Genomic DNA, 23,426 nt, shown 5'->3' with positions numbered 1-23,426 from the left:
TCCCACCGAGGAGATCTGCCATGACCACCGACCAGCCGAATCAGCTCGCGCCCCGCACCTGTGCGGTCACGACCGCGTCCGACCCGCTCCCGGTCCCCGTACGGGTGGTCCTCCTGGCGGGAGAGGACGAGACCGACTCGACGGAACCGCACATCGTTCGGGGGATCGACTGATGCCGCCGAGGCGCGCCGCTCTCCACACTCCCGCGTGTGTGCGGGCGGGCGGGCGTCGGCCGTGACGGCACTCCTCGACCGGCCATCACACCCCGCCGCCGGCGCACCCGGCTGGACTCGACATCCCTTGGAGCACCGATGCCCGTCGTACCCGCGGTCTCCCCGCTGAACCCCGCTGAGTCCGAGGTGTCCGACGTACGGGAGATCGTCCTCGACGCGGGCCACACCCAACTGTCGGCGCTGTTGACGCAGCCACGCGACACACCGCCCAGGGCGGTTGTCGTCGCCCTCCACGGTGGCGGCATGCGCGCCGGGTACTTCCACGGCGAGGCCCACCCGAGCCTGTCCCTGCTCACGCTCGGGGCGCGGCTGGGGTTCACGGTGCTGGCTGTCGACCGCCCCGGGTACGGGCTCTCCGCGGCCGCGCTCCCGCAGGGGGAGGACCTCGCGGAACAGGCCGACACGCTGCACGCCGCCCTCGGTGACTTCACCGCGGAGCACAGCACCGGGGCAGGCCTGTTCCTGGTCGCGCACTCCTACGGCGGCAAGGTCGCCCTCGCCACCGCGGCCCGGGACGCCGAGGCGGGTGGCCGGCTCCTCGGTCTCGACGTGTCCGGGATCAGCCACCGTTGTGCGATCGACGTCCGCGCTCTCGGCGGCTTTCACGGCCGCCGTACGACACGGCTGCACTGGGGACCGCTCCAGCTGTACCCGCCGGGCACGTTCCGCCTGGCCGAACGGCTGGTCACCGCCATGCCGGTACGGGAGGAGGCGGAGGCCGTGCGCCGGCCCGATTCCTTTGCCGCCTTCGCGGCCCGGGTACGGGTCCCGGTGCGTTTCACCTATGCCGAGTTCGAGCGGTGGTGGCTCCACGACGAGGCCACCCTCAAGGAGATGGCGGGTCTGCTCGCCGCGTCCCGGGTGGTCGTCGACCACCTTCCCCGAGCCGGCCACAACATCAGCCTCGGATGGGCGGCCAGGGCCTATCACCTGCGGGCACTCGCGTTCCTGGAGGAGTGCCTGACGGACCGGAACCATGGCCGGCGCGGGGCGTAGCGGCGCACCGGTCAGCTGCCGCCACCGGCGGCGGCTTCGGCCATGACGGTCGGTTCGGCGACGAAGCGGAAACCGACGCCGCGCACCGTGACGATCCAACAGCCGTCACCGAGCTTGCCGCGCAGACTGCTGACATGGGTGTCGATGGTGCGTCCGGTGCTGTTCCAGGTGTCGCCCCAGACTTTCGTCATGAGCTCCTGGCGGGACACCACCACGCCGGGGCGGGATGCGAGCAGTTGAAGGAGGCCGAACTCCTTCTTGGTCAGTTCGACGACCCGGTCGTCGAGCGTGACCCTGTGCAGGTCCGGTTCGATGCGCAGCGGACCGAACGACAGATTTCCGTCGTCCTGGGGCTGCAGCCGGAAACGCCGCATCACCGCGGCCATCCTGACCAGCAACTCCCGGAAACCGTACGGCTTGTCCAGACAGTCGTCGGCCCCCTGCCGTAACGCGAGTGCTCTGATGAGTTCGGAGCGGTGACCGGTGGTGGTGATGAGGGGGATGTCGGAGACAGCCCTGATGCGGCTGCAGGCTTCCAGACCGTCCACGTCGGGAGTGTCGAGATCGAGTATGACGAGATCGAACCCAGGCAAACTGCGTAGGGCGTCCTCTACGGAAGCGACGTTGTGCACATCATGACCGGATCGGCGGATCTGCTTCGCAAGACAGACGGCCAGGACCTCATCGTTTTCCAGGAGAAGGACTCGCAAAACAAACCTCCGGCTGAATCAGTTTCACTGACGGGTTTCTTTCCCAGGGGCTCTGCCTTCAAGCGAAATGTCATGTAAACAGTGTGAGACAAGGTGAATGTCACGGCCGGCTTTCCCGGCCGAACGTGAATCCCGCACCGCGGACCGCCATGATCCAGTCAGGTGAACCGAGCTTTCGGCGAATACTGCTCACATGACTGTCGAGAGTCCTCCCCGGACCGGACCAGGTGTCACGCCACACCGCGTCGAGGAGCTGTCGGCGTGACATCACGCCCTTCGGCCGGGAGGCGAGAAGGAACAGCAGGTCGAATTCCTTCCGGGTGAGGGGCACGAGACGGTCGCGCATCCACACCTCGCGTGACTCGGCGACAATCCGCAGCGGACCGTGCTCCATCACCCTCGACGGTTGTGCGGCCGACGCGCCCTGAAGCCGACGGGTGATGGCTTCGATGCGCGCCCTCAGTTCATGCAGTCCGAAAGGCCTGACCAGACAGTCGTCCGTGCCGGCGTGAAAGGCCAGGACCCGGTCGAGTTCCTGGGTCCGGGAGGTGAAGCAGAGGATGGGCAGGTTGCTCAGCTCCCTGATCTCACGGCAGACGTCCAGGCCGTCACGGTCCGCGATGTCCAGATCGAGCAGCAGCAGGTCGGCCCGGGCCAGGTCGCGAAGGGCGTCCTCACCGGAAGAGGCGATCTCGACGGTGAACCCGCATTCGGTCAAATGAGCTTTGAGTGCTGTCAGCCGTGTGTCGGCCGTCACAAGACGTATAAGCAAAGGAAACACTCTTTCGGGGGCAGGTGGCGGTTTTGTCCGGCTTAAGATGCCGTCCCCGCTCGGGTTGCCGACGGCATATCCCCAATGGTGTCTCGCCGGCCGAAAGGCGCGCGAGAGCCTCAGGCTGTCGGTCAGTAATGCGCCGACAACTCGGCGAACGCGCACGGATTAGTCGATCACTGGACTTACATTTTGGTTATGTCTCAATCACTTCGTCAAGACCGAAACGGTGAGACGCGCAACGCAATCACGAATTGGCCGACCTTTACACTGCAACAGTGGCCGGAACGCACCCATCGCACACGGCGTCGTCGAGTGCCGGCGGGGCGGATTCCTGAACGGCGTGCGCATCCTCGAAAAGACTGCTGGTTTCACGCGCCGAACGAGGCGGGAGAATTGCCGTGACGCGCGCCCCGGGCCGCGACGGTGAACATCTCGGCGACCAGGAAGGCCAGGTCGAGCGACTGGCCCCCGTTGAGGCGCGGGTCGCACGCGGACTCGTAGCCGCGGTGCAGGTCGTCGAAACCCAGTCCGGCGCCGCCGCCGACGCACTCGGTCACGTCGTCGCCGGTCAGCTCCACATGCAGTCCGCCGGCGTGGGTGCCGAGCGCCTCGTGCACCTCGAAGAAGCCGGCGACCTCGGCGAGGATGTCGTCGAACCGCCTGGTCTTGTGCCCGCTGGGCGCCTCGAAGGTGTTCCCGTGCATCGGATCGCACACCCACACCACCGGCGCGCCGGAAGCCGTGACCTTCTCCACGAGCTTCGGCAGCAGGTACCGCACGCGGTGCGTCCCCATGCGCACGATGAACGTCAGCCGGCCCGGCCGCCGTTCGGGGTCGAGGCGGTCGATCAGGGCCAACGCCTGCTCGGGCGTGGTGGCAGGGCCCAGCTTCACCGCGATCGGGTTGTCGATGGTCGCGAAGTAGGCGACGTGGGCACCGTCGAGCTGTCTGGTGCGGTCGCCGATCCACAGCATGTGGCCGCTGCCCGCGTACCTTCGCCCGGAACCCGGGTCGCGGCGGGTCAGCGCGGCCTCGTAGTCGAGGAGCAGTCCCTCGTGGCTGGCGAACAGCTCCGTGGGGCGCGACTGATCGCCGCCGCACGCCTCCTCGAAGGACGCCTCCTTGGAGGACAGTGCCTGGCCGATTCGACCGGCGAGTTCGGCGTAGCGTTCACCGGCAGGCGAGCGGGCGACGAAGTCCTGGTTCGCCTTGTGCAGTTCGCGAAGGTCGGTGCCGTCACGGGCGAACGCGCGCATGACGTCCAGGGTGTGGCGCGAAGCGTCGTACATCCGAAGCAGCCGGGCCGGATCCGGCAGTCGTTCCGCCTGGCTGAAACCCGTGCCGTTCACCGCGTCGCCCCGGTAGACCGGCAGCGTGCGTCCGTCGACGGTCTCGGTCGGCCGGGACCGGGGCTTCGCGTACTGCCCGGCCATCCGGCCCACCTTGACCACCGGCACCGCAGACGCGTACGTCAGGATCACGGCCATCTGCTCCAGGAGGCGCAGTTTGCGGTGGATCGCCTGCGTCGAGAGACGGTCGAAGCGTTCGGCGCAGTCGCCGCCCTGCAACAGGAACGCCTTGCCCTCCGCCGCCTGAGCGAGTCGCGCGGTGAGCGTGTCGCAGTCCTCGGGCGTGGCCAACGGGGGCAGGGCTGCCAGGTGATCCACCACCTCGCCGAGCTCGGCCGGGCTGGGCCACTCGGGCCGCTGATGGGCGACGAGTGTCCGCCAGTGCGCGGCGGCTTCGCCGGTGAGGGGCAACATGATCTCCGTCCGCTTCTCATGGCTGGGCGGTGCGGGGCGGTCAGCCCTGGACCATCTCCGCGAGGTCGTCGCTGATGCCCAGGTCGTCGAGCAGCAACTGCAACGGTCCGGTGTCCCGCGCGGGCACGGGGCGGGACGCGGCCCACTCGCTCAGCAGACCGGTGTCGATCTCGAAGCCGCCCTGGGCCGCCACGGTCACCCAGGGCTCCAGGTCCGCGGAGCGGAACGCGGTCAGCCCGGTGACGAGCGCTTCACGAAACGCCCGCTGCTGTGCGCTGTCCAGGTTCTGGTAGAGCGAGCCGCACAACTCGCGGAACACCACCGCGTGTCCGCTCTCGTCCCGCCGGTGCAGATCGGTGGTGATCCGGTTCATCGGCTGGATCTCCCGGGCGGTGGCGAGTGTGGAGAGGAACCCGCTGATCGTCGTCTCGGCGGCGAGGGAGAACGCGATGTCGACGATGTCGCGGTCGAACCCGGACAGCCCGGCGCGGACCGAGTCCCGTCCCTGGACGACCGACCAGACGCCCGCCGCGAACCGTACGTCCGCCAGGTCGCGCCGCCTGCGGGTGACACCGACGGCGTTGTGGCACATCAGGATGTGGTAGTGCTCGTCGATGATCGTCTGGTGCAGCGCGTCGACGGCGACGTCGTCGCGTCGGACGGGGATCCGTTCCTGGAGCATCAACCGGCAGGCAGGCAGGATGATCTCGTCCTCGATGGCCGCGGTCTTGGCGTTGTAGGCGATCCACGCCGCGGACAGGATGCGCTCGCGAGCGTCCCGGTCGAGCCGGTCGGCGCCCGGCAGGCCCAGCACCGGCACAAGGTGTTCGGGGAAGTCCGGCAGCGCCGCGTCGAAGTGACCGTCGAGGTCGAGCTCGTCCTGCTTGACGGCCACCCGCTTCCCCCAGCGGCGCGTCAGCCGCACCAGCAGGTCGCGCTCGTACGCGGGCTCTTCACGTGCCGCGGTCATCGGGAAACCTCCTCATGGGTGCACCACAGGAATCAGGGAGGCGCCGACCGGAACCGCGAGCGCGGTCAGGTGTGACTGCCAGCGCTCGGCCGCCGCGGCGTCCGTGTCCTGGCACCGGCCCAGCCCCTCGGTGACCGGCCGGATGCCGTGCAGGGCGTTCAGAGTCCAGACGGGCACGTCGGCGAGATCCGTCGCGGTGGCCTGCTCGGTGACGACCTGGTGGCCTGCCGTACCGGCGAGCTCGCCGAGCAGGGCACGGGTGATCCCGGGGAGCAGGCCGGGGCCGGGTGGTGGCCCGCACAGCGTGTCGCCCCGCCACCAGACGACGCTCGTGGACGCCCCTTCGAGCACATGCCCTTCCGGCGAGACCAGCAGTGCCTCGTCGGCTCCCGCCGTGGCCGCGGCGGCGCGCAGGGCGGCCAGGTGGTCCAGGTCGGCGCCCTTGACGGCCGGGAGTCGCCGGCGGTCGGGTCCCGGGGCGGTCCACAACCGGACGGTCGCGGTACGCGGTGGCGCGGGGCGCAGCCACATCCGCAGCCGCGTTCCCGAGCCGGTCTCCACGAGTTCGACGCGCGGAAACCAGCGCCCGCGCGCGGGCAACGACTCGGCGACCGCCCGCAGGAACCGGTTCGTCAGTTCCGCCGCCGGTTCGGAGAACCGGGCACAGGCCGGGCCGAAGCGTTCGGCGTGCCGGTCGAGTCCCCGCACCAGCCCCTCGTCCACGAGCCAGGAGTCGATGACCAGCACCGTCCCGGAGGCGTCGGCCGTCGACCATCCGCCTTCGGCGTCCCACCACCGGCGGACGCCCTGGTCGGTCGCGGTGCTCGTCGCCGTGTTCGTCGCTGTGTTCATCGGCGGGAGCCGCCCACGTCCGACACCGCCGGCGCACGCCAGGCGCGGAGCGACGCCGCCGCCTTGAGCAGCATCTCCTCGTACTCTTCCTGCGGGTCGGAGTCCAGCACGATCGCCCCGCCGGCCCCGATGGTCAACCGGTCACCGACGCGGACCGCGGTGCGGATCACGATGTTCAGATCCGTACCGCCGGAGAGGCCGAAGTAGCCGAGGGCGCCGGAGTAGACACCCCGCGCCTCCGTCTCCAAGCGGTCGATGATCTCCATGGTGCGCAGCTTCGGCGCCCCGGTCATCGACCCGCCCGGGAAGCACTGCCGGGCGCATTCCATCGCGCTGACCCCGTCATTGAGCCGTCCATGAACGGTGGAGACCAGTTGGTGCACGGTCTCGTAGCTCTCGACGGCCAGATACGGGTCGACGTCGATGCTGCCCACCTCGCACACCCGGCCGAGGTCGTTGCGCAACAGGTCGACGATCATCAGGTTTTCGGCCTGCGTCTTGGCGCTCGATGCGAGGGTGGCGGCCAGTTCGGCGTCGCGCACCGGGTCGGCGTCGCGAGGGGCTGTGCCCTTGATCGGCTTGCTGGTGACCGTGCGGTCTCTCTCGATACGCAGGAACCGCTCCGGCGAGGAGCTGAACACCGTGACGTCGCCGAGACGCAGGAGCGCGGCGTACGGTGCCGGGTTCGCCCGGCGCAGCCTCAGGTAGAAGGACGTGTCGTCGTCGTGGAACGGCATGTGCAACTTGTTGGTCAGACAGATCTCGTAGCTCTCGCCCTGGTTGAGCTGCCGCCCGCACTCCGTGATGTCCGCCAGGTACTGGTCGCGGCCGCGGCTGAGGTACTCCTCGGCGTTCGGAGGCGGGCCGGTGACAGGTCCGCCCGGCGGCTCGGCGTCGGCCGAACCCAGGCCCCTCAGGAGCGTGGACGTCCGTTCCACCCACTCCTGCGCGTCGCGCCGGGTCTCCTCGTCGTGGACGGCCACCAGATAGGTCAGTCCCTCCTGGTGGTCGATCGCGATGACACGGTCGGCGAACATCCAGACGGCGTCCGGCGTTTCGGCGGTGTGGCGGACCGTGGCCCCGCACTCGGCCTTGAGCTCGTAGCCGAAGTAGCCGACGTAGCCGCCGGTCAGGTCGAACGGCAGATCGGAGTCGGGGATACGCCGTTCGCGCAGCCGCTGCTCCAGAACGTCGAACACGCTGCCGGTGGCTCTGTGGACGCCGTTCACGTCCCTCACTTCCACCGCCCCGCCGCCGGTCCGGTAGGTCAGGACCTCGCTGAGCGGACCCGACGTGTCGCCGAGGAACGAGAACCGGGACAGGCCCTCCTCCACCCGGCTGCTGTCCAGCCAGAAGCAGTACGGGGTGTTGTCGAAGAGGTTGAGGAAAACGGCCTCGGAATCGGCGGCGGTCGGCACGACCGCGCTGATGATCCTCAGTTCCTCGACGGCGCCGGCCGGGTCGTCGGACAGGGCGGCGTGGGCGTGGGTCCGGGTCTGGGTGTAGGCGTCGGTGTCGGTTTCGATGATGGTGGTGGACGGACGTCGCCCGTACTGCGCCCGGCGGGTCAGTTCGGCGAAGTTCCGCAGGATCTCACGCCCGTACTGGGAAGCGATCGACTCGGGGTGGAACTGCACGCCCCACTGCGGCAGATCGCGGTGACGCAGCGCCATGAGCACACCGTCGTCCGCCCACGCGGTGGCTATGAGTTCCTCGGGCAGCGGCTCCCGCACGCACAGCGAGTGGTAGCGGACCGCGACGAACTCACGCGGAATTCCGGCGAACAGCGGATCTCCGTCGTGGGAGACCTTGGCGAGGTGCCCGTGTCTCGGTTCGGGCGCGGCGGCCACCGAGGCTCCGGTCAGGTGCCCGATCATCTGATGGCCGAAGCAGACGCCCAGCACGGGCAGCGTGGCGCGGCGCAGCAGATCGCCGAGAAGGCCGACGTCGCGGGCGTGCTGCGGCCGTCCGGGGCCGGGCGAGACGACGATGTTGTCGAAGTCCTCCAGCCGCAGACTGGTCAACATCGGATCGTCGTTGACCATGACGACCGGTTCCCGGCCGTTGATGTCGGCGATCAACTGGTAGAGGTTGAAGGTGTACGAGTCGTAGTTGTCCAGCAGCAAGGTACGCATCACGGACCGTCCAAGGTTTTCCAGAGCGCCTGGAAATCACCCGGTTCCAAGGTGATCCCGAAGATCTCCTCGGGAGCGGAAAGCGCCTCGTCCTTGTCGAGTTCCCGGGAGGTCGCCGGCTCCCCGGGACGTATTTCCGTGAGAGTGGTGCCGACGAGGAGGTGCCGCACTCCGGCCTGTGTGCGCTGCAGGACCATCTGGCGGTTGAACGGTGAGCGAGGGTGGGTCAGGCAGAAGTGGTTGAGGATCTCGAAGTCCGACGGATAGCGCGCGTCGGTGGTGAATCCGTAGAGCTCCGCCGGACCCTCGGGTCGCAGGAACCGCAGCACCTGTTCACCATTCGGTTCCCGCACCAGGTCGAAGGGCCAGTCGCCCTCCAGCCGCGAGTTCTCGGCGAGGCGGATCGGCGCGTGCGGTCCGTACGCACCGAAACTCACGTCGAAGAGCCAGCGTTCGCCGTCGAACTCCACGCACAGGGCCACATGCAGGGCCGGCCCGAACCTGCTCCCGGTGCGGATCCGCGTCCTGCCGGCGAACGCCGTGAACGTGAACCCGATGCGGTCCAGCACGGCCGCCATCAGCACGACCTGTTCCAGGCACCAGCCGCCACGGCCGTGTCGCACGAGCTTCTCCTGGACGCTGTCCAGGTCCAACGGCACCGTCGGCCGCCCGAGCACCGCGTCGAGGTTCTCGAAGGCGATCGCGTCGACGTGGGCGGCGTGCAGGCCCCGTAGCGTGGCGAGATCCGGGGCCACGGCGGCCTGGTGTCCCACGCGGGACAGATAGGCGTCCAGGTCGACGTCATTCCCTTGCCACATCGAATCAGTCACACGTGGTCCACCTCTCATGTGAACTGCCCGGCGATCACTGCCGCGAGAATGATCCAGCCGTAGAAACTGTTGGCGACAAAGGTGTCCCAGCACGATTTCGGATCGTCCAGGTCCACGCGTACGACCTGATAGGAGAGGAAAACTCCCGCGAACACGACGATCGGATAGAACGCCGGCCCCATCGCCGTCCGGGAACCGGCCCACAACGCGCCACTGACGCTGAGCACGATGAAAACCGCCAGCCACGCCTTGGTGGCCCTGCCGAACAGCAGGGCGGAAGACCTGACACCGATTTTCCGGTCGTATTCCTTGTCCTGATGGGAGTAGATCGCGTCGTGAATCAGGGTCCAGAAGGCCCCGCAGGCGTACAGGCCGAACACCGCGAGCGGATAGTCGGCGCTCCCGGTCACCGACGTCCAGCCGATCAGCACATAGACGCTCATCACCAACGCCAGGAACGCCGAGGGCCAGAAGAAGACGCGCTTCATATAGGGGTACGCGACGATCAACGGGTACGACGCCCCGACGACCAGTGCTGTCTCCACGTTCGCCACCGCCAGGACCAGCAGTGCGACCACGGCCTGCGCGGCGGCGAACAGGAGTGCGTTCCCGACGCTGATCGTGCCCGACGCGACAGGACGCGAGACGGTGCGGGCGACTCGGGCGTCGACGTCCTTGTCGACCACGTCGTTGACCGCGCACGCCGCGCCGCGCACCAGCACCGCGGCGACAGCGACCACCACCACCGTCAGCAGGTCCGGTCGTCGCCCGGAGGCGAGGAAGACGGCCCACAGACCGGGAAGCAGGTAGAGCACGTACCCCGTGGGCCTGTCCAGTCGCATCAGAAGGAGATACGCGCGGACTGAATCCGGGCTCTTCGTGACCGCGCCCACAGATATCTTGTGCAGCATCGGGATCCCCCTCACCAGGTCACCGGAAGTTGGACCAACCCGCCGATCAGCGTGTCGTGGCGCAGCCTCAGCTCCTCCACACCGACAGCCGGACGCATGGTCGGGAATCGCGCGACGAGCTGGGTGAGCACCACCTGCAGCTGCATCCGCGCCAGCGCCGCACCCACGCAGTGGTGCGCGCCGTACCCGAACGCGAGGCTGCCCGAGGTGTCGCGCGTGACGTCGACGCGACCGGGGCCGACGAAGACCGCCTCGTCATGGTTGGCCGCGATGATGTTCAGCAGCACGAAGTCGCCGGTCCGGATGGTGACCCCGCCGATCTCGAAGTCCGTCACCGCATAACGGGGCATGCCGCCGTTGTGCGGGTTGGGCATCGACCGCCGCAGGGTTTCCTCGACCGCGCCGGGGACGAGGCCCGGGTCGTCCAGCAACGCCTGCCACTGCTCGGGGTCGGACAACAACAGCAACACACAGGTGCCGATCCGGGCCACCGTGGTCTCATAACCACCGAACAGCAGCAACGCCGTCAGCCCGATGACCTCGTTGTCGTCGATCCCCTCGGTCGCGCAGATCCTGGAGATCACGTCATCGCCCGGATTCTGCCGCTTGTCAGCGACGAGTTGCCGGCAGTAGCCGAACAACCCGCCCAGTCCCTGCTTGGACCTGACCGGGTCACCGACGTTGGCGGCGTCCTGGGTCCAGCTGCCGAACTGGTCCTTGTCCTCCTGGGGCACGCCCAACCACTCGCACATCACCTGAATCGGCAGCGACAGCGCCAACGCCTGGCGCAGGTCCACCGGCGGCTTCCGCTCGGCCAGTCCGTCCAGGAGCCGCCCGGTCACCTTTTCGACGTAGGGCCGCAGCGCCAGCATCCGCTCGGGTGAGAAGTGCGGCTCCAGCAAGGCGCGCAACCGAGCGTGGTCGGTGGCGAAGCCACCCAGCAGGCCGGCCAGAAGCGCCGCCCCGCCGTCCTTCGCGGCCTCCGGATCGGGATGGGAGCGGCTGAGCCGGTCGTCGTCGAGCAACTGCGCCACCTGGCTGTGACCGGTGACCAACCACGCATCGAGGCCCTCGGCGGTACGAACCCGATGGACCGTGCCCTGGGCCTGGAGCGTCCGCAGCCCTGGCGCGAGTCGCAGCACATTCGTCTGTTCGAAAGGCAGTTGAGCTGGGGTACTCACTGACGGCCTCCGCCGGAATCGAGGTTCGGACCACCTTGTCGATGACGATCACGATGTACTGGAGCCCGTCGGTCCCGGGTCCTGGTCACGCGGTGCATGATCATGTACTCCGCTCCGGATGCCGTCCCTGTCGGGAGTCGAGGGTCATGCCGTGCGATTGACGATGCGGTCGAACAGGACGGTCAGTTCGGTGGCCGCGGCCGGGGACAGCTCGGCTCGTCCGAGGTGCTCCAGGGCCGAGTCCAGATGGCTGCGGGACAGTTGCTCGGCCATGTGCCGGCCGCCGGCCTCCTCGGTGAGGTCGGCCATCTCCCGCAGGTGCGCCACCGTGGTGCCGTCGGAGTGCCACAGCCGGCGCAGGCGCTCGCCGGCCGGGCTGTCGGCGGACAGGGCCACCAGCACCGGAAGAGACGGGTTGCGCCGCAGGATGTCGCTCCGGACGGGCTTGCCGGTCACCGCGGGGTCGCCCCAGATGTCCTCGACGTCGTTGAGGATCTGAAAAGCCAGGCCCAGATGCCTGCCCGCCCTGTGCAGGGCGGTCAGGATGTGCTCCGGTCTGCCCGCCCGCAGTGCGGGCGTCACCAGTGCGCACTCCAGCAGCGCGGACGTTTTCTCCTCCACGATTCGGTCGTACTCCGCGATGCCGGTGCCCGAATCCAGCCGGGTGGTGAGTTCGCGAGCCTGGCCCGCGAGAACCAGACCGAGGGCTTCGGCGAACGCGCTGGAGATCTCCGCACGGCCGGGTCCGGGGTCGTCGACGACCATCCGCAGCCCAAGGGTCTGCAACGCGTCCCCGGCCAGGATGGCCAGACTGGTGCCGAACACCTTCCAGGCGGCCGGGCGTCCGCGACGCAGCTCGTCCGCGTCGATGATGTCGTCGTGGATCAGGGTCGCGTTGTGCAGCAACTCCACTGCCGCCGCCTGGGACCGCACGTCCTGTGGCCGCAGGCCGACCCCATCAGCCGCCGCCACCATGAGGGCGGCGCGGGTCAGCTTGCCGCCCCCCGCAGCGCTGGGGTCACCGTGTCCGTCGACGAAGCCGAGGTGGTAGGAGCAGATCCGGGCCAGGGTCGGTTCCAGCGCGGAAGTCCGCTCCCGCATGACGGGCAATACCGTGGACCGCACCGTCCCCGGCGACAGAATGGCTCGGAGCCCGGGCGACGAGGTGTCGAGTGTGTTCATCGGGATTCCCCTCCGGTCGCAGGCCGTCCCGATTCCTGCTCAGACCTGCGCACTTGGTGTTTCGCGAATTGAACCACCGGAAAATCAGCACCCCATTGGATATTCCCCGGAATTTGCGTGATCGTTCCGACCGCCATCCTGAACGACCTCTCCTGTCGTGTCAACGGCGCTGCGAGATCGTGTTCGACTTTAGGAAAAACCCCAAAGAAAACGGCGTGGGGTCGGGGCTGGACTATCCTGTGGAATGGCAGTGACTGCTGGGCGGCAGCAAGGCCGTTTTCAAGTCCGGCTATTAGGCCGTGCATTCAACGGCAGATAAATACCTGTCCGAGAACGGCTCGGTTTCCACTGGCCGGCGCGGATGCTGAAAGCTTGAGAGGTGAAATGGCTATATCGGCCGATTCCGAGCAGTTGCACGAAGGTAGGCCGTTCGACCCGTATGGCGCACATCGCGACGACCCGTACTCGTTCCTGGCCGACGTCGGAGACGCGGAGCCGGTGTTCTACGCTCCTCTGCTCGACGCCTGGTGCGTCACCCGGCGCGAGGACATGGTCGCCGTGCTGCGGGACGACCGAAGCTTCTCGGCACGCGACCACAATCCCCGCCCCGCGGTGGAGCTGCCCGAGGACGTGAGCCGGATGTTCCGCACCTGGCGCGGCGCCGGTGCTGTGGCCGTCGGCTCACTCGACCCTCCTGAGCACGCCAGGATCAGGGAAGTGCTCAACGCCGGCTTCACGCCGGCCAGGGTCAGAGCGTTCGAACCCACGATCCGTACGATCGCCGCCGACCTCGTCGAGCGGGTCGCGGTCGCGGCGGAGTTCGACTTCATCTCGGCGTTCGCCGTTCCGTACTCCCTTGAGGTGATCTGCCGGCGCCTCGGGATCCCGGACGAGTACCTCGCCCGCTGCCGCACGTGGTCCGAGCAACGCATCGAACTCATGATGTTGCGGGCCGACACCGATCCTGACCAGCTGCGTGAACACGCCCGTGGGCTGATGGAGTTCGGGGCGTTCGCCCGTTCACTCGTGCGGGAGCGGCTGGCCTCACCGCAGGACGACCTGATCAGCGAGTTGCTCCACGAGGGCAAGGCGGGCCACACGCTCACCGCCGACCAGGTCTCCGTCCAGGTCCCCACACTGATCTTCGCGGGTCACATGACCTGTGCCGAGGCGCTCGGCACGATCCTCTTCCAGCAGCTTCGGTCACCCGGCGGCTGGGCCGAGGTAGTCGACGGGACGATCGCCCCACGGGACCTCGTCGAGGAGGGGTTGCGGTTCGACAGTCCGCTGGCGGGCATGTACCGGACCGCGGTCCGTGACGTAGAGGTCGGCGGCGTCCACCTGGCCCAGGGGAGCCGGCTCCTCCTGCTGTACGGAGCGGCCGGCCGGGACAGTCGCGCTCACGCGTGTCCGGCCGCGTTCAGTCCCGGCAGAGGGTCTGCCACGCATCTCGCGTTCGGGCACGGCATCCATTTCTGCCTCGGAGCGGGATTCGCCCGCGCGGAACTGGAGATCGCGATACAGGCCGTCGCCACCAGGATGCCTGATCTGACTCTGGTACCAGGGCTCCCGCCACATCACCGGCCGGTGTTTCCGCTGCGGGCGTTGAGCGAGTTGCGGGTGCGGCAGTGGGGACGGGAATCCGGCAACCTGGACGACCCGTTGGCCCTGCGGAACTGACGTCTCCGACGGCATCGACGCTGAGGACCCCGGGCTGGAACCGGCAGCCCGGGCAGCCGGGCGATCTCTGCCACCCCGGCGTCGGGCCGTTCCCGGCTCTCCCGAGGGCTCCCCGTCCGGGAGGGCCCTGAGGCCCCGCTGTCCCTGCTGGCCCGGCCACACCTCTGCCATATCACCCTGCCGTGTGGCCTGCAGCCTTCGCGGTCTTGCCTTGCCTCGGCCGGGCCCCGCTGTCCCTACTGGCCCGGCCGTGCCCGCCTGCCCCACAGCAGGCCGCGTGGTTCCGGCGGCTGCGGGGTGCCCGCCCGGAGCGGCCAGGCGAGCAGCATGCCCGCGAGGAATCCGACGACATGGGCGGCGTACGCGACGGTGCCGGCCTCGGTGACGCCCTCGCCGGACGAGTACGCCGCCTGCAACGCGAACCAGAAGCCCAGCACCAGCCAGGCCGGCAGCCGCAGCGGGAGGAAGACCAGGAAGGGTACGAGGACCCACACCCGGGCCTTCGGATACAGCACCAGATAGGCGCCCAGGACACCGGCGATGGCCCCGGAGGCGCCGATCAGGGGGTCGCTCGAATCGGAGTTCGCCAGGGCGAATCCGTAGGACGCCGCGTACCCGCAGACGACGTAGAAGAGCGCGAAGCGGATGTGCCCCATGCGGTCCTCGATGTTGTTTCCGAAGATCAGCAGGAACAGCATGTTGCCCAGCAGGTGCAGCCAGCCGCCGTGCAGGAACATCCCCGTGAACACGGACAGCGCGGGGGACTTGTCGTAGCCGGGCGGGCCGATCACACAGCCACGCCCCCCGGTGCCGATCCCGACCTCGCCCGTCGGGACGAGGCGCGGCAGCTGATGGTGGATCAGTTCCTGGGGGACAGCGGCGTAGTGGTCCAGGAAGGCATGGAGATGGCACAACTGTGCCAGGCCCCTCTCGCCTGTCACCGAGCCCGCAGTTCCGGGCATGGAGAGGAACACGAGGACGTTGGCGGCGATCAGCGCGTACGTGACCCAAGGGGTGCGACTTGCGGGGTTCACGTCATGCACGGGGATGACCACATGGAAGTACTGCCCGCGATGCGTCTCGTGAACCGGTGAACGCGGCTGTCCGTGTGTCCGTATCTGTCCTCAACGTCCGCGGCACGACGAAGGCGGGTCGCGGGGACGACGTGAGGAACAGGCGATGAACGACCGAGTTACTCCTCCGCTGCAGTCGGTACAGGCTCTGCCGAACGGAGAGGCCGAACTCGCACTGGTGGTCCACCTGCCCTGGGAGGACGTGGCCCGTCTCGGCCAGGAGGCGGGGCGGCTGGCCACGCAGATGCAGCGGCCGGTGTCGCTCGACGAGGCGGTCAGTCATCGGCTGCGGTCCAGTGGGCTGGGTGCCCACGCGAAGCCGGCACAGGCGCAGCAGGCGCCGTCTGTTTCGGCGTCGGCGTCCGTGTCGGCGTTGCCGTCCCGGCCGCCGGGGGAGCAGGCTCGGCAGGCGATCGATCGGATCAACGGGACGGCGTAGGGGTATCGGGGTGCTGGTGGATTGCCGGGTGCGGGTCCGTCGTGGCTTGTCGCGCAGTTCCCCGCGCCCCTAGGGGGTGACCTGAGCCCTCGTCAAGAAGTGCTCTCGCGTACCGATGTGCTTGCCTTTCTCGCGGCCACCAGGATGGGGTCCCAGACCGGTGAGAACGGTGGGGCGTAGCCCAGGTCCAGGGCCGTCATCTGTTCGACGGTCATGCCGGCCGTGAGGGCCACCGCCGCGATGTCGACCCGCTTCGCCGCGCCCTCGCGGCCGACGATCTGGACGCCGAGGAGGCGGCCTGTGCGGTGTTCGGCGAGCATCTTCACCGTCATCAGGGCCGCGCCCGGGTAATAGCCCGCCCGGCTCGTCGACTCGATGGTGACCGACGTGAACCGGAAGCCGGCCTGGTGCGCGTCCTTCTCGCGCAGGCCGGTGCGGGCGATCTCCAGGTCGCAGACCTTGCTCACGGCGGTACCGACGACACCGGGGAACGTGGCGTAACCGCCGCCGGCGTTCGCGCCGATGACCTGGCCGTGCTTGTTGGCGTGCGTGCCGAGGGGGATGTGCCGTTCCTGGCCGGAGACGAGGTCCAGGACCTCGACACAGTCGCCACCCGCCCAGATGTTCTCGTGGCCGCGCACCCGCATCGCCAGGTCGGTGAGGAGCCCGCCGTGGGCGCCCACGGGAAGCCCCGCCGCCCGTGCGAGCGTCGTCTCGGGGCGGACGCCGATGCCCAGCACGACCACGTCCGCCGGGTACTCGGCGTTCTCCGTGGCGACCGCGCGGACCCGGCCGTCGTCGCCGGTGAGCAGCTTGGTGACCTCGGCGTCGTTCACCATGGTGATGCCCAGGCCCTCCATCGCGTCGTGCACCAGGCGGCCCATGTCCGGGTCGAGCGTGGACATCGGTTCCTCGCTGCGGTTGAGGACCGTCACCTCGTAGCCGCGTTTGATGAGCGCCTCGGCCATCTCCACGCCGATGTAGCCCGCGCCGACCACGACCGCGCGGCGACCCTCGGCGGTGGTCAGGGTGTCCAGGAGTGCCTGGCCGTCGTCCAGGGTCTGTACGCCGTGCACCCCGGGGGCGTCGACACCCGGCAGTGAGGGGCGGATCGGCCGGGCACCCGTGGCGATCACCAGTTTGTCGTACGACGTCCACGACTCGGCGCCCGATTCCAGGTCACGCGCGCGTACCCGGCCGCCCGGGACGTCGATCTCCATGACCTCCGTACGCATACGCAGGTCGATGTCCCGGGCCCGGTGCTCCTCGGCAGAGCGGGCGATCAGCCGGTCCCGCTCCGGGACGTCGCCGCTCACCCAGTAGGGGATGCCGCACGCCGAGTAGGAGGTGAAGTTGCCGCGTTCGAACGCCACGATCTCCAGTTCGTCGCGCTTCTTCAGCCGACGTGCCTGCGACGCGGCGGACATGCCCGCCGCGTCGCCGCCGATCACCACCAGACGCTCGGTCCCACGCTTCGTGTCGTTCGTACGGCCATCGCTCATGCTCATACGAACACGCTACGGGGGCCCCGCATTTCAGTCCTGGGAAGGATTGGTCAACGGTCAGTCCTGGTCGGGTCCGTCGGGCTGTGCCGGGGGAGCGGTCGGCAGGTAGGTCGTCGGCGCCGGGCCCGAAACCGTCGCCGGAGCGGGGCGCTGCCGGCGGGCTCGGGTGAGACGCAGCCAGGCGAACACCAGCAGGGCCGTCACCGCGGCGAACGGCAGTACCGCGGCGAGGGCCACCACGATCCAGCGCAGCATCGACACGAACGCGTTCCAGCCGCCCGCGAGGGCGTCCAGGACGCCCGGGTCGTCGTCCTCGACGGACTCCTTGGCCGGGTTCTCCGACAGGGAGAGGTTGATTGTGGCCAGGGAGGTGCGGTCCTTCAGGGAGGCCTGGCGGGCGAGCAGCGACTCCAGATCGGCCTGACGGCTGCTCAACTCGCCCTCCAGGGTGACCACATCGGCGAGCTTGGTGGCCTTGTCCATCAGCTCCCGGATGCGCTTCACACTGGCGCGCTGGGTGGTGATGCGGCTCTCCACGTCGACGACCTGGTCGGTGACGTCCGTCGCCTCCGCCTCCCGGTGCAGAAGCTTGCCGGTGCCCTCCAGGGCGTCCAGTACCCGCTCGTACTCGGCTACCGGCACCCGCAGGACGATGTCGGTGTTCTCGGCGCCCTCCTCCTCGTCCAGGGTCGTCGTCTCTCTGCCGACGAAACCACCCGCGTTCTCCGCGGTGGTACGAACCTTGGCCAAGGCCTTCGGTACGTCCTTGACCTGCACGGACACCGAAACGGTACGGATGATGTGCGGGCCGGTAGCCGCCCGGGGCGCCGTACTGGCCTGGGCGCCGCCGGTCTTGCCGCCGGCCTTGCTGTCGGACCCGGCCTGGTCCTCCAGGGCGCCGGGGGCGGCCTTTCTCGAGTCGGCGCGCGAGGCGCTGCTCGTGCCGGAGTCGCCGGCGCCGGCGCCGCAGCCGGTGAGCGCGAGGGACGCGGCGAGGAGGATGCCCGCCATGGCCTGAACGGGTCGGGTACGGCTTGTGCGCAGGGTGTTCATCTTGCGGATTCCCCCCGAGGGCTGTCGTTGGGCCGTCGTGTTGCACGACTGACGTTCCTTCGACGCCCGAAGGGGCCGGGACGTTGGGCGGTCACGGTCCCGAAAAGGTCACGGTCGGGACTCGCGCCGGACTCCGCTGACACTCCCGTCGCCGTGCGCCGACGGGAGTGTCAGTGGCGTCTGAGAAGGTGGTCGCATGAGCGCAGTGGAGGCCCGTGCGGTTGCTGGGCATGTCGTCGTCATCGGAGCCGGGATCGCGGGTCTGGCCGCCGCCCACCGGCTGCTGGACCAGGGCGTAAGAGTCACCGTCCTGGAATCCTCCGACCGTGTCGGCGGCAAGCTGCTGCCCGGCGAGATCGCGGGCGCACGGGTCGATCTCGGCGCCGAGTCGATGCTCGCGCGCAGACCCGAAGCCATCGCACTGGCCCGAGAGGTGGGCCTCGACGACCGCCTCCAGCCGCCCGCCACCTCCACGGCCTCGATCTGGACCCGGGGCGCCCTGAGGCCCATGCCCAAGGGACACGTCATGGGCGTCCCCGGCAGCGCCTCCGCCCTGGCCGGTGTCCTCTCCGACGAGGGGCTGGCCCGCATCGGCCGCGACGCCGATCTGCCGCGCACGGAGGTCGGGGACGACGTGGCGGTGGGGGAGTTCGTCGCCGCCCGCCTCGGTCGCGAGGTCGTCGACCGGCTGGTCGAACCGCTGCTGGGCGGTGTCTACGCGGGCGACGCGTACCGCATCTCGATGCGCTCGGCCGTACCCCAGCTCTTCGAGGCGGCCAGGACCCACGCGTCCCTGACCGAGGGTGTGCGCGGTATCCAGGCCCGGCTGGCCGCCGCCCCCCAGCAGGGCGGGCCTGTCTTCATGGGCATCCAGGGAGGCGTGGGCCAACTGCCGCTCGCCGTCGCGGAGTCGGTGCGCGCGCGGGGCGGCGAGATCGTCACCGGGGCACCCGTGACCGAGCTGCGCCGGACGGCCGGGACAGCGGCGGCGTGGCGGGTCGTCGCCGGTGAGCGGGTCCTCGACGCCGACGGGGTGGTCGTCGCCGTACCGACCCCGGTGGCCGCCGGACTCCTCCGCGCCGAGGCACCGGCCGCCGCGGCCGAACTCGCGGGCGTGGAGTACGCCTCGATGGCCCTGATCACGCTGGCCTACCGCCGCGCCGACATCACCCTCCCCGAGGGCAGCGGCTTCCTGGTGCCGCCCGTCGACGGACGCACCATCAAGGCGTCGACGTTCGCCTCCCAGAAGTGGGGCTGGATCGCCGAGGAGAACCCGGACCTGCTGGTCCTGCGGACCTCCGTGGGGCGGTACGCCGAGACGGAGATCCTTCAGCGCCCCGACGCCGACCTGGTCGACGTCTCACGCCACGACCTCAAGGAGGCGACCGGACTGACGGCGGCCCCCGTCGAGACCCGTGTCACCCGCTGGGACGACGGCCTGCCCCAGTACCCCGTCGGCCACCACGCGCGCGTGGACCGCATCCGCGAACACCTCGCCAAGCTCCCGGGCCTCGCCGTGTGCGGCGCGGCGTACGACGGGGTCGGCATCCCGGCCTGCATCGCGAGCGCGTACGCGGCGGTGGACGCCCTGGAGGTGGGCCCGGTGCGAAGCGCGGCCGGCGGAGCGGGAGAATAGGCACATGAGTGACGACGCCCCCACCACCGACGCGGCCCGCATCCCGAACAAGGGCAAGCTGGCCAAGGACCTCAACGAGGTCATCCGCTACACCCTGTGGTCCGTCTTCAAGCTGAAGGACGTCCTGCCCGAGGACCGCACGGGCTACGGCGACGAGGTCCAGGAGCTCTTCGACCAGCTCGCCGCGAAGGACGTGACCGTCCGGGGCACGTACGACGTCTCGGGGCTGCGCGCCGACGCCGACCTGATGATCTGGTGGCACGCCGAGACCGCGGACCAGCTCCAGGAGGCGTACAACCTCTTCCGCCGCACCAAGCTGGGCCGCGCGCTGGAGCCGGTGTGGTCGAACATGGCGCTGCACCGCCCCGCCGAGTTCAACCGCTCGCACATCCCCGCGTTCCTCGCCGACGAGACACCCCGGAACTACATCAGCGTCTACCCGTTCGTGCGCTCCTACGACTGGTACCTGCTGCCCGACGAGGACCGCCGCCGGATGCTCGCCGACCACGGCAAGATGGCCCGCGGTTTCCCGGACGTGCGCGCCAACACGGTCGCCTCGTTCTCCCTCGGCGACTACGAGTGGCTGCTGGCCTTCGAGGCCGACGAGCTGTACCGCATCGTCGACCTCATGCGCCACCTGCGCGCCTCCGAGGCCCGCATGCACGTCCGCGAAGAGGTCCCGTTCTACACGGGGCGCCGTAAGTCGGTCGCCGAGCTGGTCGAAGGGCTCGCCTGACCGGGCGGTGCTCTGTGGCGGGCCGGGGGTCCGGGGGGTTGCGGGCGCCGCAAGGAGATCGGTGAGCTGATCGCCGGGCTCGTCTGACGGCGCCCGTCCGCCTCAGGACGTCTGGGCGGCCTTTACCTTCCGGGCACGGTCGACCTGGGCCGCCGCGGGCCGCGGCTCCGCGTGCGGGGCGCACTCCGCGCTCCGGCCCGGCAGACGGCCCTCCAGCAGATACGCGTCCAGGTAGTCGTTGACGCACCGGTTCGGGCCGCCCGCGACACCGTGCGTGCCCGCGCCCCGTTCCGTCACGAGGGCCGAGCCGGGCAGGCGGCGCCGCAGTTCGAGTGCGCCCGCGTACGGCGTCGCCGCGTCCCGTTCGGCCGCCAGGATCAGCACCGGCGGCAGGTCGCCCGGCCCGGTCCGCACATCGAGGGGCGTCTGCCGGGGCGCCGGCCAGTAGGCGCACGGCAGGTTCATCCACACGTTGTCCCAGGTCTCGAACGGCGCCGTGCGCGCGAGCCGCGTGTTGTCCCGGTCCCAGACCTGCCAACTCGTCGGCCAGGGCGCGTCGTTGCACTCGACGGCGGTGTAGACCGCGTTGCCGTTCTCCGCCTCGACGGCCGCCTCCGTCACCGGCGCCGCCTGGTCGATCAGCGGCTGCGGATCACCCTTGAGGTAGGCGGACAGGGCCTGGGCCCGGTACGGCCAATAGTCGTCGTAGTACCCGGCCTGCAGGAACGCGCCCTGCAACTGCCCCGGCCCCACCTTCCCGCCGGCCGGCTTGACGGCGAGTCGCGCCGCCGCCTTCTCGTAGCTCCGCAGCACCGCCGCCGGCGTGGCGCCGAGCCCGTACACGTCGTCGTGCCGGGCGGTCCAGGCCCGGAAGTCCGCCCAGCGGCTCTCGAACGCGGTCGACTGGTCGAGGTTGTTCCGGTACCAGATCTGGCCCGGGTCGGGGTTCACCACCGAGTCGAACACCATCCGCCGTACGTGCGAGGGGAACAGCGTCGCGTACAGCGCCCCGAAGTAGGTGCCGTACGAGGCGCCCATGAAGGTCAGCCGGTCCTCGCCGAGCGCGGCGCGCAGGACGTCCAGGTCACGGGCGTTGTTGAGGGAGTGGTAGTGGCGCAGCGCGTCGCCCGAACGCTCGGCGCACCCGCGCGCGTACGCCTTCGCCTCGGCGACGCGCCCCCTCTTGTACGACTCCGAGGGGTGCACAGGTGCCTGTGTGGGCCCCTTGAAGAAGTGCTTCGGGTCCTCGCAGGACAGCGGCGCCGACCGGGCCACCCCGCGCGGGGCGTACCCGACCAGGTCGTACGCGCCCGCGATGCGCTTCCACTCCGGGATGACGCCGATCATCGGGAAGAACATCCCGGAGGCGCCGGGACCGCCCGGGTTGTAGACGAGGGCGCCCTGGCGCTCCACCTTGTGCTCGGGGTCGCGCGGGTTCTTGCCGGTCGCCGCCGTCCGGCTGACGGTGAGTTTGATCTGCTTGCCGTCGGGGTGCGCGTAGTCGAGCGGCACGGTGACGGTCCCGCAGCGCACACTGTCCGGGAGTTCCTCCGCCGCCGGGCACTTCCCGAAGCGGATTCCGGCCGCCTCGGCGCGCGCGGCGGCCAGCACGGAACCCCGGAACTCCGCCGACCCGGGTCCGCCAGGGCGGCCGGGCAGGCCCGGGGCGCTGTCCGCCGGGGCGGCGGCCAGAGTGGTCAGCAGCAAGGACCCGGCAGCCGAGTAGAGGGCGGCAGCTCGCATCGCGTATCCCTTCGGTGGCAACAGAAGGGATGTTTCGGGCGGCGGTCGACGAAGGCAAGCACCGGCCGCCCGGTGTCGCCGCGAGCACTCCTGTGCGCCCCCCGCACACTCCTGAGGCGCCGGGGAGCCATCGCGGCAGCCGGGTCAGCGCAGCCGTTCCCGCAGGATGTCCTGTGGCTCCCGGTGCGCGAAGGCGGCGCGCAGATCGGGCTCGTCGACCGCGCGGACCCCGAGTACGGCGACCGAGGTGAGGTACGTGTGTTCGTCGCCGGCGCCGTGCGGGGCGGTGGTCCTGGTCCGGCGGGTCAGGGCGGTGAGGAGACGTTGCCCGGCCGGTGACGCCCAGCGCGAGTACGGGTGGACCTCGATCCGGGCGACGGCGAGGCAGCTCAGGGTGAGGACCAGAGGGAGCGCGAACCAGAGGGCGACCAGGTCGCGCGGCACACTGCCCCGCCACGGCAGCACCAGCGCCACCGCGCCCAGGACGACGACGGCCAGCGCTGCGGCCCGCACCTGACGGACGGCGAACGCGACCCCGCGCCGGGCGCCGTCGGGCACGGCCAGGCCCGCCGCGACGAGCCGGTCCGCGAGGCCCCGGACGGCCTCCGTGCCCGCCGCGGCCGTCCGTACCGGGGCGATGCGTGACTGTCCCTCCGGCCCGATCGCGCCGATCACCGACCGTTCCATCTCGTCGCGCCCGCTCGGGTCCACGACGGTCGCCCAGCCGGTGTGGGCGAGCAGCAGCCGCCGTTGCCGGGCCATCGACACCAGCGTGAGATCGGCGACCCGCGCCGGTCCGCCGGACAGGAACGCGGCCTCGTACAGCGTCAGGTCACGACCGCGTCCGCCGGGGCCCGCGTCCGGGTCGGCGGCAGCCGCGTGTACGGCGGCCAGACACAGCCGGACGCACGCCGTACCGGCGGCGATCCAGGCCAGCAGCAGGAGGAAGGACCAGAACATGCCGTTGTTCTATGCGAAGGGTGCCTGAAACGCCATGGGCTTTCAGGATATGGACGAGGTATG

Annotated in this window: 21 protein-coding genes; 6 read left to right on the top strand and 15 right to left on the bottom strand. The window is 69.8% G+C overall.

The genetic code is table 11. The features are described 5' to 3' along the window. The first annotated feature begins 20 nt into the window (after positions 1–20). Both QA861_RS09420 and QA861_RS09415 read left to right on the top strand, forming a co-directional pair. Positions 21–173 carry a hypothetical protein gene (locus QA861_RS09420; RefSeq protein WP_334587767.1) on the top strand — a complete coding sequence of 51 codons (153 nt, stop codon included), beginning with the start codon at positions 21–23 and terminating at the stop codon, positions 171–173. Between the two features lie 138 nt (positions 174–311). After that, on the top strand, positions 312–1,229 hold the full coding sequence (locus tag QA861_RS09415) for an alpha/beta hydrolase (RefSeq protein ID WP_334587766.1): 918 nt from the start codon (positions 312–314) through the stop codon (positions 1,227–1,229). Positions 1,230–1,240: 11 nt separating this feature from the next. Here the strand turns inward: QA861_RS09415 and QA861_RS09410 are convergent, their stop codons facing one another. The 10 genes from QA861_RS09410 to QA861_RS09365 form a co-directional block, all read right to left on the bottom strand. Next, positions 1,241–1,939: a response regulator transcription factor gene (locus QA861_RS09410; protein WP_334587765.1), complete on the bottom strand. Its 699-nt coding sequence runs from the start codon at positions 1,937–1,939 to the stop codon at positions 1,241–1,243. Positions 1,940–2,039: 100 nt separating this feature from the next. Further along, a complete protein-coding gene (locus QA861_RS09405; RefSeq protein WP_334587764.1) occupies positions 2,040–2,696 on the bottom strand; it encodes a response regulator transcription factor in 657 nt (218 codons plus the stop codon). A 386-nt stretch (positions 2,697–3,082) separates the two neighbouring features. Next, on the bottom strand, positions 3,083–4,477 hold the full coding sequence (locus QA861_RS09400) for a class II 3-deoxy-7-phosphoheptulonate synthase (RefSeq protein ID WP_334587763.1): 1,395 nt from the start codon (positions 4,475–4,477) through the stop codon (positions 3,083–3,085). Between the two features lie 40 nt (positions 4,478–4,517). Then, complete coding sequence (locus tag QA861_RS09395; RefSeq protein WP_334587762.1) at positions 4,518–5,447, bottom strand: AurF N-oxygenase family protein; 930 nt, start codon at positions 5,445–5,447, stop codon at positions 4,518–4,520. A 12-nt stretch (positions 5,448–5,459) separates the two neighbouring features. Beyond that, positions 5,460–6,299, bottom strand: a complete 840-nt coding sequence (locus QA861_RS09390) for an aminotransferase class IV (protein WP_334587761.1) — start codon at positions 6,297–6,299, stop codon at positions 5,460–5,462. Beyond that, positions 6,296–8,434 (bottom strand): aminodeoxychorismate synthase component I, encoded by a 2,139-nt coding sequence (gene pabB, locus QA861_RS09385; protein WP_334587760.1) that lies wholly within the window; start codon positions 8,432–8,434, stop codon positions 6,296–6,298. Before pabB ends, QA861_RS09390 begins: the two co-directional genes overlap by 4 nt. Continuing rightward, a complete protein-coding gene (locus tag QA861_RS09380) occupies positions 8,434–9,264 on the bottom strand; it encodes an arylamine N-acetyltransferase family protein (RefSeq protein WP_334587759.1) in 831 nt (276 codons plus the stop codon). Before QA861_RS09380 ends, pabB begins: the two co-directional genes overlap by 1 nt. A 14-nt stretch (positions 9,265–9,278) precedes the next feature. Further along, a complete protein-coding gene (locus QA861_RS09375) occupies positions 9,279–10,106 on the bottom strand; it encodes a 4-hydroxybenzoate octaprenyltransferase (protein WP_334587758.1) in 828 nt (275 codons plus the stop codon). An 80-nt stretch (positions 10,107–10,186) separates the two neighbouring features. Further along, a complete protein-coding gene (locus QA861_RS09370; protein ID WP_334587757.1) occupies positions 10,187–11,356 on the bottom strand; it encodes a cytochrome P450 in 1,170 nt (389 codons plus the stop codon). A 144-nt stretch (positions 11,357–11,500) separates the two neighbouring features. Next, complete coding sequence (locus QA861_RS09365; RefSeq protein ID WP_334587756.1) at positions 11,501–12,538, bottom strand: polyprenyl synthetase family protein; 1,038 nt, start codon at positions 12,536–12,538, stop codon at positions 11,501–11,503. 384 nt (positions 12,539–12,922) lie between these two features. On the opposite strand from QA861_RS09365, the gene QA861_RS09360 reads away from it, so the two are divergent. Then, on the top strand, positions 12,923–14,218 hold the full coding sequence (locus QA861_RS09360; protein WP_334587755.1) for a cytochrome P450: 1,296 nt from the start codon (positions 12,923–12,925) through the stop codon (positions 14,216–14,218). 236 nt (positions 14,219–14,454) lie between these two features. On the opposite strand, the gene QA861_RS09355 is transcribed toward QA861_RS09360, so the two are convergent. After that, positions 14,455–15,273: a rhomboid family intramembrane serine protease gene (locus QA861_RS09355; protein WP_334587754.1), complete on the bottom strand. Its 819-nt coding sequence runs from the start codon at positions 15,271–15,273 to the stop codon at positions 14,455–14,457. 124 nt (positions 15,274–15,397) lie between these two features. Here QA861_RS09355 and QA861_RS09350 point away from each other — a divergent pair, with 124 nt between their 5' ends. Then, positions 15,398–15,730 carry a hypothetical protein gene (locus QA861_RS09350; RefSeq protein ID WP_006380009.1) on the top strand — a complete coding sequence of 111 codons (333 nt, stop codon included), beginning with the start codon at positions 15,398–15,400 and terminating at the stop codon, positions 15,728–15,730. Between the two features lie 92 nt (positions 15,731–15,822). On the opposite strand, the gene QA861_RS09345 is transcribed toward QA861_RS09350, so the two are convergent. Both QA861_RS09345 and QA861_RS09340 read right to left on the bottom strand, forming a co-directional pair. Next, positions 15,823–17,238 carry an FAD-dependent oxidoreductase gene (locus QA861_RS09345; RefSeq protein WP_334587753.1) on the bottom strand — a complete coding sequence of 472 codons (1,416 nt, stop codon included), beginning with the start codon at positions 17,236–17,238 and terminating at the stop codon, positions 15,823–15,825. A 54-nt stretch (positions 17,239–17,292) separates the two neighbouring features. Further along, on the bottom strand, positions 17,293–18,288 hold the full coding sequence (locus QA861_RS09340) for a DUF4349 domain-containing protein (protein WP_334587752.1): 996 nt from the start codon (positions 18,286–18,288) through the stop codon (positions 17,293–17,295). 196 nt (positions 18,289–18,484) lie between these two features. On the opposite strand from QA861_RS09340, the gene hemG reads away from it, so the two are divergent. Together hemG and hemQ are read left to right on the top strand one after the other, a co-directional pair. Continuing rightward, complete coding sequence (gene hemG, locus QA861_RS09335; RefSeq protein WP_334587751.1) at positions 18,485–19,924, top strand: protoporphyrinogen oxidase; 1,440 nt, start codon at positions 18,485–18,487, stop codon at positions 19,922–19,924. Between the two features lie 4 nt (positions 19,925–19,928). Continuing rightward, positions 19,929–20,660 (top strand): hydrogen peroxide-dependent heme synthase, encoded by a 732-nt coding sequence (hemQ, locus tag QA861_RS09330; protein WP_334587750.1) that lies wholly within the window; start codon positions 19,929–19,931, stop codon positions 20,658–20,660. Positions 20,661–20,762: 102 nt separating this feature from the next. Here the strand turns inward: hemQ and QA861_RS09325 are convergent, their stop codons facing one another. After that, positions 20,763–22,403 carry an alpha/beta hydrolase gene (locus tag QA861_RS09325; RefSeq protein ID WP_334587749.1) on the bottom strand — a complete coding sequence of 547 codons (1,641 nt, stop codon included), beginning with the start codon at positions 22,401–22,403 and terminating at the stop codon, positions 20,763–20,765. A 144-nt stretch (positions 22,404–22,547) separates the two neighbouring features. Then, positions 22,548–23,363, bottom strand: coding sequence for a TIGR04222 domain-containing membrane protein (locus QA861_RS09320; protein WP_334587748.1), 816 nt, complete (start codon positions 23,361–23,363; stop codon positions 22,548–22,550). Positions 23,364–23,426 lie beyond the last annotated feature (63 nt).

It is taken from the genome of Streptomyces sp. B21-083 (genome assembly GCF_036898825.1).
Taxonomy (GTDB): Bacteria; Actinomycetota; Actinomycetes; order Streptomycetales; family Streptomycetaceae; genus Streptomyces.
The sequence above is the reverse complement of the archived record's forward strand: the minus strand, read 5'-3'. Positions and strand labels throughout refer to the sequence as shown.

Coding starts and splice junctions, on each gene's coding strand:
- QA861_RS09400 (WP_334587763.1), bottom strand. CDS start 4,477: ATGTTGCCCCTCACCGGCGAAGCCGCCGCGCACTGGCGGACACTCGTC.
- QA861_RS09325 (WP_334587749.1), bottom strand. CDS start 22,403: ATGCGAGCTGCCGCCCTCTACTCGGCTGCCGGGTCCTTGCTGCTGACC.
- QA861_RS09390 (WP_334587761.1), bottom strand. CDS start 6,299: ATGAACACAGCGACGAACACGGCGACGAGCACCGCGACCGACCAGGGC.
- QA861_RS09415 (WP_334587766.1), top strand. CDS start 312: ATGCCCGTCGTACCCGCGGTCTCCCCGCTGAACCCCGCTGAGTCCGAG.
- QA861_RS09420 (WP_334587767.1), top strand. CDS start 21: ATGACCACCGACCAGCCGAATCAGCTCGCGCCCCGCACCTGTGCGGTC.
- QA861_RS09320 (WP_334587748.1), bottom strand. CDS start 23,363: ATGTTCTGGTCCTTCCTCCTGCTGCTGGCCTGGATCGCCGCCGGTACG.
- QA861_RS09375 (WP_334587758.1), bottom strand. CDS start 10,106: ATGCGACTGGACAGGCCCACGGGGTACGTGCTCTACCTGCTTCCCGGT.
- QA861_RS09350 (WP_006380009.1), top strand. CDS start 15,398: ATGAACGACCGAGTTACTCCTCCGCTGCAGTCGGTACAGGCTCTGCCG.
- QA861_RS09365 (WP_334587756.1), bottom strand. CDS start 12,538: ATGAACACACTCGACACCTCGTCGCCCGGGCTCCGAGCCATTCTGTCG.
- hemQ (WP_334587750.1), top strand. CDS start 19,929: ATGAGTGACGACGCCCCCACCACCGACGCGGCCCGCATCCCGAACAAG.
- QA861_RS09395 (WP_334587762.1), bottom strand. CDS start 5,447: ATGACCGCGGCACGTGAAGAGCCCGCGTACGAGCGCGACCTGCTGGTG.
- QA861_RS09345 (WP_334587753.1), bottom strand. CDS start 17,238: ATGAGCATGAGCGATGGCCGTACGAACGACACGAAGCGTGGGACCGAG.
- QA861_RS09360 (WP_334587755.1), top strand. CDS start 12,923: ATGGCTATATCGGCCGATTCCGAGCAGTTGCACGAAGGTAGGCCGTTC.
- pabB (WP_334587760.1), bottom strand. CDS start 8,434: ATGCGTACCTTGCTGCTGGACAACTACGACTCGTACACCTTCAACCTC.
- QA861_RS09340 (WP_334587752.1), bottom strand. CDS start 18,288: ATGAACACCCTGCGCACAAGCCGTACCCGACCCGTTCAGGCCATGGCG.
- hemG (WP_334587751.1), top strand. CDS start 18,485: ATGAGCGCAGTGGAGGCCCGTGCGGTTGCTGGGCATGTCGTCGTCATC.